Raw genomic sequence first — 6,523 nt, 5'->3', positions numbered from 1 at the left:
GATCCGAGTGGACGCGCACGCCGCACCGAAGTGACTGGAGTCTGGAGGTGGCCCCCGAGTGGGCCGGCGATCACGCCGTCCCGGTGGGACTGCTGAAGACTATGTACGGCTCCGGGAACCGTCAAATCGATGGTTCGCCCTCCGCGCGGGGGTAGGTACGGGTGCGTGCGAGATCGATCCGTGCCCAGGGCACTCGTCATCCTGGTGGGCATCGCCGCCGCGGTGGTCGTGCTCTTCGGCATCCGCGAGGTGGCCTCCATCGCCGGCCCCGTCGTGCTCGCGCTCGTGCTCGTCATCGCCGTCGCCCCCATCCGCGGCTGGCTCGACGCGAAGAGCGCCCCGACCTGGCTGCAGGTCGCCGTGCCGTTCCTCCTCGTCGTGCTCGTGCTGCTCGGCATGGTCGGCATCCTCACCATCTCGGCCACCCAGCTCGTCTCGCTGCTGCCCACGTACACCGACCAGTTCGACCAGCTTCTCGCCGACTCCGAGCGGTGGGCGGCCGCGCACGGCATCAGCAACGACGTGCTCAACAAGGGCTTGCAGGCGTTCGACCCTGGACGGGTGCTGGGGCTGGCGCAGAGCCTGCTCGGCAGTTTGATCGGAATACTTTCCGCGCTCTTTCTCATTGTGGTGTTGCTGCTGGCGATGTCGCTCGACGCACCGAGGACGTCGCGCATTCTCACCGCCGGCGAGGGCAGCCGTCCGCAACTGGTCACCGCGCTCGCCGTTTTCGCGCACAAGACCCGGCGTTATTTGGTCGTCTCGACCGTGTTCGGGCTCATCAACGCGATCCTCGACATGGTGGCGCTGTCGTTGCTGGACGTTCCGCTGCCGCTGCTCTGGGGTGTGCTCGCGCTCATCGCCAACTACATCCCGAACATCGGTTTCGTCATCGGGCTGCTGCCGCCGGCCATGCTGGCGTTGCTGGACGGCGGTGTGCGGACGATGCTGCTCGTCATCGCCGCCTACATCGTCATCAATGTCGTGACGCAGTCGTTCATCCTGCCGAAATTCCTCGGCGACGCCGTCGGGCTCTCCACCACCATGACGTTCATCTCGCTCATTGTCTGGACTTTTGTGCTGGGGCCGCTGGGCGCGATTCTCGCCATTCCGCTGAGCCTGCTGACGCGGGCCGTGCTGATCGACAGTGACCCGAGCGCGAAATGGGTGCAGGCGCTGGTCTCGGGGCGGCTTCCGGGCGGCGGGTGAGCGGTCAGAGCAGGCGGCTCATCTGTACGCCGCTGAGACGCTTGACGTCGTTGGCCAGGTGCGCCTGGTCGGTGTAGCCGGCCGTGGCCGCCACCTCCGCCAGGGGGAGGCCCGCGCGGGCCAGGCGGAGGGCGCGCTGGAAGCGGACGATGCGCTGGAGCGTCTTGGGGGCGTAGCCGAAGGCGTGCACGCTGCGGCGCTGGAGCTGGCGCTCGCTGTAGCCGAGGTGCCACGCCACCTCGCTCACCGAGCGGCCCTTTCCGAGGGCGGTGGCGATGGCGGGGGCGGCAGGGTCGACGGACGCCCGGCCCTCCCACGTGGCCAGGCGGCTCGCGACCGCCCCTTGGAGGAGCTGGAGCCGGGCCTCGGCCTGGGCCCGCAGCTCGTCGAGTGCCGCCGCTCCGAGAACGGGGTGGGGCGACGGCGGGGTGCTCCGCGGCTTTCCCGCTGATGGCACGTCGGCGGCGTCGGCGAGGCGGGTGAGCAGGTCGCGGCCCATGGGCAGGGCGTCGAGGGGGACGCGACGGTCGCGGAGCTCGTGCAGCGGCACGCCGAAGAAGTCGCCGACCGCGCCGGGCCTGAACCGCACCGCCACCAGCGTCTCCCCTGCCTGGAGCGCCGCCGGCATGGGGCCCGTGTCGGGGCCCGCGACGTAGAGGCTCTGCGCGCTCCAGATGAGGTCGACGCACGCGTCGGGCACCACGAGCTGGGTGGTGCCGGCCTCGCTGATCCGGTGCCAGCCGCAGGCGAGCCGGTCGGCGAGGGCGGCGCTCGGAGGCCGTTCCACGTACATGCCCCCAACGTACGCGACCCCTCCGACAGAACCGCGTCAGCCGGGCAGCCGGCCGTAGGCGCGCAGGGTTTTGAGGCGGGCGACGGTGAGGTGGCCGCCCCATTCGTGCTCCACGAGCGGCGTCCACATCAGCCAGTTGCCGCTCCACCCTCCGTCGGGCGACTGGGCGGCCTGCATCGCGTCGAGGCCGGCGTCCAGGACGTCCTGGGTGAACAGGGGCAGGCGGAGCGGCTGCGGCGCGAAGTCCAGCGGGAAGTGCACGTGGCCCGAAGCCTTCAGGTCGAAGGTGACGGTGGCGAGGATGGCGTCGCGCAGCCGGGCGAACTCCGACTCCGCGCGCCCCCTGTCAGGCACCCAGTTGAGGAACGTGACCGCCGCGCGCGCCGCGTACGGCGCGAACTCCTTCGCCGCGTAGAGCTTGGACCAGCAGAAGTCGGTGGCGGCGTCGAGCCAGGGATGGGTGACGGCGTGCTTGTGCAGCAGGCCGGCGACGGAGGCGGTGGGGACGAGGTTGCCCGGCGGGTCGTCGTCGCTGTCCCACCAGGGCGCGCGTACGGTGTCGCGCACCGAGGGCAGCACGAACGGCACGCCCCCGTCCCCCTTGGTGATGGAGGACAGGTACTTGCAGGCGGCGGGCACGAGCGGCGAGTCGAACGCGTCGAGCTCGTCCAGGATCCAGAACGCCACCTCGACCGGCTCCGGCTGGCTGCCGGGGCCGCGCAGGTCGGGTTCGAGGGCGTGGCCGAAGCCGCCGTCCTCGTTCTGGTAGCAGCGCAGCGCGTCGAGCACGCGGGTGCGGGAGCCGCCCCTGAACAGCGCCTCGAAGCGCAGCCTGTCGATGAGCCGTCCGTGGTGGTGCAGGTACTGCTCCGCACGGTCGAGTACGTCCATGACAGCGGTCCTTCCGATGAGGGGATGGCCGGGTTGTAGACCGCGAAGCTATCCCCTTGCCGGAGCCGTTCTCTTGTAACAATCAGACACCCTCAGGGCGCGGCCAGGGCCTCCGTGGGGGACATGCGGGCGGCGCGGACGGCGGGGTAGAAGCCGGCGACGCCGCCGATGACGAGCGTGGCGAGGACGCCGCCCGCCATGGCCCAGACGGGCACGATCGCCGGCCACGCCTGGAGGCTCGCGTACGCGGCGGTGACGCCGATGCCGAGCAGCACCCCGCCGACGCCGCCGATGGCGGACAGCAGCAGCGACTCGGCGAGGAACTGGACGCGGATCTGCCCGCGCGTGGCTCCCAGGGAGCGGCGCAGGCCGATCTCGGCGCGGCGCTCCAGGACGGAGATGACCATGGTGTTGGCCACGCCGACGCCGCCGACGAGCAGGGCGACGCCGCCGAGGCCGAGCAGGAGGGCGTTGAGGATGGCGTCGGTGGCCTGTTTGGCGGCCAGGACGTCGGAGGGGCGGGAGACCTCGACCTCGTTGGGGTTCTCGGGGTTCGCGGTGGCGCCGAGGACGCCGCGTACCTCGACGACGTGTTCCTCCTGGGCGCGGGCGTAGATGGTGGTCGGGTAGCCGTCGAAGCCGAGCCGCTCCTGGGCGACCGGCCAGCCGACGAGGGCGGCCGTGTCGAGCTCGGGGGCGAGCGGGGCGGGGGCGAGCACGCCAACGACGGTGAACCACTGGCCGCCGAGCCAGACCCGCTGGTCGGGACCGGCCTGGACGACGCCGAGCCGGTCGGCGGCCTTGGCGCCGAGCACGGTGGCGGGGAAGGCGTGGGTGGCCTCGTTCAGCCAGGTGCCGGCGGTGAGGGTGGCGCCGACGTCGTGGATCAGGTCGAGGCGGGCGGCGGTGACGGAGATGCTGCCGGTCTCGGCCTCGGGGACGTGGTCGTTGCGGTAGACGCGGGCCTGGGTGGTGCCGGTCGCGGTGACGGCGGTGACGGGCGCGATCTGGCCGATCATGCCTTCGGCCTCGGCGGGCAGGTGGGACGACTCGCCGAACAGGGTCTTGCCGGGCGAGACGGTGAGCAGGTTCGTGCCGAGGGCGGCGAGCTGGCGGTTGAGGTTCTCCTGGCTGGAGGCGGAGATGCCGACGACGCCGAGCATGGCGGCGATGCCGATGGCGATGCCGAGCGCCGACAGGAAGACGCGCAGGGGCCGGGCGCGCAGGCCGGCGCCGCCGACCCTGACGACGTCGCGGGGCCGCAGGCGGGCCGGGACGAGCACGGTTTCCGTACGGGTCATGCGCGGGCTCCGTCCAGGACGCGGCCGTCGAGCATCTCGACCTGGCGGGGCAGGGAGGCGGCGATGTCGCGGTCGTGGGTGATGACGACGACGGTGGTGCCGGCCGCGTTCAGCTCGCGCAGCAGCTCCATCACGCCGGCTCCGGAGCGGGAGTCGAGGTTGCCGGTGGGCTCGTCGGCCAGCAGCAGGGCGGGGTCGCCGGCGACGGCTCGGGCGATGGCGACGCGCTGCCGCTCGCCGCCGGACAGCTCGTGCGGGCGGTGGCCGACCCGGTGCGCGAGCCCGACGCGGTCCAGCGCCTCGTACGCCCGCAGCCGCCGCTCGCGCGGGGACGGGCCCGCGTACAGCAGCCCGTCGGCCACGTTGTCCAGGGCCGGCACGCCGGCGGCCAGGTGGAACTGCTGGAAGACGAAGCCGATGACGTTCGCGCGCAGGGCCGAGAGCTGCCGGTCGGTGAGGGCGCCCACGTCGTGCCCGGCGATGCGGACGGTGCCGGCGGTGGGGCGGTCGAGGGTGCCGAGCATGTTGAGCATGGTCGACTTGCCGGAGCCGGACGGGCCGACGATGCCGACGAGCTCGCCGGGCGCGATGCTCAGCGTGACCCCGCGCAGCGCGGCGACGTCGCCGTAGTTCTTGCTGACGTCGTGCAGCTCGGCGATGCACTGCCTGCCGACGTCGTGCGGCCCGGCGATGCACTGCTTGCCGACGTCGTACGGCTCGGCGGTCACTTGGGCACCGCCACGGTGGCGCCTTCGGGGACGCCCTCGATCTCGACCTTGCCGTCGGCGAACATGCCGACCTCGACGGCGGCGTAGCGGGTGGCGGCGCCCTCCACGACCTGCACGCCGTAGCCGCCCTCGGCCAGGGCGAGCAGCGCCCCGACGGGGACGGCCAGGACGTTCTCGCGCCGCTCGGAGACGATGGTGACGTCCACGGGGGCGGCGTCGTACGGCTGTTTCAGCCCGCCGACCGACACCTTCACCTCGATGGTGGTGGCGGTGTCGTTGCCGCTGGTGGTCTCGGTGGCGACCTTGCCCACGCTCTTCACCTTGCCGTTCACGGTGGCGCCGTCGGGCAGCTCGACGGTGGCCTTCATGCCCTTCCTGACGAGGTGCTCGTCGGCGACGTCGAGGGCGACGGTCACCTCGCGGGTGGTGCCGGTGGCGTCGAGGACGGGGCCGCTCGCGGTGTCGCCGAGTGGTTTGCGCAGCTCGGCGACGCGGATGCGGCCGTCGGCGACGACGACGTCGCCGGGCTGCACGGTGCCGGTGACGTCGAGGCCGAGGTCCTCCTGCCAGTCCTCGACCGCTTCCCGGGTGGCCCAGGTGAAGGTGCCGTCGACGTCGAAGCCGTCGTAGCCGAGCTTGTCCAGGTTGCGTTCGAGCAGCTCGACGTCCTTGCCCTCGACGCCGTCGCGCAGCTCGCGGTAGAGCGGCATGGTGCCGTACAGGAGGGGGCGGCGGTCGGCGTCCACGCTGTAGACGGCGTGGCCCCTGGTGATGGTGGAGCCTTCGGCGGGCAGCCAGGTGATGGTGCCCTGGGACTTGGCGGTGACGGTGAAGGTGTCGCCGTAGCCGAGGGTGCCGTCCACGGTCTTGGTGGCGGTGAGCGTGGTGCGGGTCACCTGGGCGGTGGCCGGCGGGGTGCGTCCGGTGGCGGCGGGGCCGGTGCCGGCGCCGCCGAAGCCGGTCGCGGCGGCCGCGACGGCGGCGGCGAGCAGCGCGGTGCCGGCCGTCCAGGCGAGGGCGCGCAGGGGGCGGCGGCGCGGGGCTGACCCGGTTCTCCCGGCCGTGGTCACTTCCCTCCTCCGATCTTGGGGAACGTGGCGCGGCACGCCTCGAACGCCTTGGTGAAGGCGGGGTCGTCGCGCTTGATGGAGCCGGCGGCGCCGCCGAAGGTGCCGTCGGGGGCGGGGTCGGGCATGTTGACGCCGTTGTCCCGCATGCACTTGGCGAACTCGCGGAGCTTGTCCAGGTCCTCCGGGGTCAGCTCGTCGCGGTCCTTGATGGGGGCCAGCTCGCGGCAGGCTTCGAGGGCGTCCTTCGTCTTGCCGTCGCCCTTCTTCGCGATGACGGACAGGCCGCCGCTGCCGTCGGGCGCGGGGTCCTCCATGGGGACACCGTGGTCGCGCATGCACTGGGCGAACTTCCTGCCCCGCTCCTGGGGGTCCGCCGAAGCGGAGGCGGTGGCGGTGGCGGCGGGCGTCGCGCTCGTGGTGGTGGTCGTCCCCGGGGCGACGCCGCCGCCACTCTGCTGGGCGCCGCAGCCCGCGGCCAGGCCGGAGAAGAGAGCAGCGAGGAGGGCCGCGGTGAGAACGGTTCTGGTCATG

7 protein-coding genes are annotated in these 6,523 nt (G+C 72.6%); 1 reads left to right on the top strand and 6 read right to left on the bottom strand.

The window, feature by feature from the left end; genetic code table 11:
* Positions 1 to 204 precede the first annotated feature (204 nt).
* Entirely contained in the window at positions 205 to 1,209 is a 1,005-nt protein-coding gene (locus HCN51_RS41175; protein ID WP_346433979.1) for an AI-2E family transporter, read from the top strand.
* Between the two features lie 4 nt (positions 1,210 to 1,213).
* On the opposite strand, the gene HCN51_RS41170 is transcribed toward HCN51_RS41175, so the two are convergent.
* From HCN51_RS41170 to HCN51_RS41145, 6 genes are all read right to left on the bottom strand, one after another.
* The gene (locus HCN51_RS41170) at positions 1,214 to 2,002 is read right to left on the bottom strand and encodes a helix-turn-helix transcriptional regulator (protein ID WP_168017450.1); all 789 of its coding nucleotides are present in this window, start codon (positions 2,000 to 2,002) and stop codon (positions 1,214 to 1,216) included.
* A 36-nt stretch (positions 2,003 to 2,038) separates the two neighbouring features.
* Complete coding sequence (locus HCN51_RS41165; protein ID WP_168017449.1) at positions 2,039 to 2,893, bottom strand: hypothetical protein; 855 nt, start codon at positions 2,891 to 2,893, stop codon at positions 2,039 to 2,041.
* A gap of 92 nt (positions 2,894 to 2,985) precedes the next feature.
* Positions 2,986 to 4,194, bottom strand: coding sequence for an ABC transporter permease (locus tag HCN51_RS41160; RefSeq protein ID WP_168017448.1), 1,209 nt, complete (start codon positions 4,192 to 4,194; stop codon positions 2,986 to 2,988).
* On the bottom strand, positions 4,191 to 4,853 hold the full coding sequence (locus tag HCN51_RS41155) for an ATP-binding cassette domain-containing protein (protein WP_168017460.1): 663 nt from the start codon (positions 4,851 to 4,853) through the stop codon (positions 4,191 to 4,193). Before HCN51_RS41155 ends, HCN51_RS41160 begins: the two co-directional genes overlap by 4 nt.
* Positions 4,854 to 4,918: 65 nt before the next feature.
* Positions 4,919 to 5,992 carry a peptidoglycan-binding protein gene (locus HCN51_RS41150; protein WP_168017447.1) on the bottom strand — a complete coding sequence of 358 codons (1,074 nt, stop codon included), beginning with the start codon at positions 5,990 to 5,992 and terminating at the stop codon, positions 4,919 to 4,921.
* Positions 5,989 to 6,522: a hypothetical protein gene (locus tag HCN51_RS41145; RefSeq protein WP_168017446.1), complete on the bottom strand. Its 534-nt coding sequence runs from the start codon at positions 6,520 to 6,522 to the stop codon at positions 5,989 to 5,991. Before HCN51_RS41145 ends, HCN51_RS41150 begins: the two co-directional genes overlap by 4 nt.
* Position 6,523: the final 1 nt, after the last annotated feature.

Source organism: Nonomuraea composti (assembly GCF_012034275.1).
In the GTDB taxonomy this organism is placed as follows: domain Bacteria; phylum Actinomycetota; class Actinomycetes; order Streptosporangiales; family Streptosporangiaceae; genus Nonomuraea; species Nonomuraea composti.
This window is presented reverse-complemented; position numbering and strand designations above follow the sequence as displayed.

Bases quoted from the DNA above. Each gene is read 5' to 3' on its own strand.
- HCN51_RS41170 (WP_168017450.1), bottom strand. From the start codon at position 2,002: ATGTACGTGGAACGGCCTCCGAGCGCCGCCCTCGCCGACCGGCTCGCC.
- HCN51_RS41165 (WP_168017449.1), bottom strand. From the start codon at position 2,893: ATGGACGTACTCGACCGTGCGGAGCAGTACCTGCACCACCACGGACGG.
- HCN51_RS41160 (WP_168017448.1), bottom strand. From the start codon at position 4,194: ATGACCCGTACGGAAACCGTGCTCGTCCCGGCCCGCCTGCGGCCCCGC.
- HCN51_RS41145 (WP_168017446.1), bottom strand. From the start codon at position 6,522: ATGACCAGAACCGTTCTCACCGCGGCCCTCCTCGCTGCTCTCTTCTCC.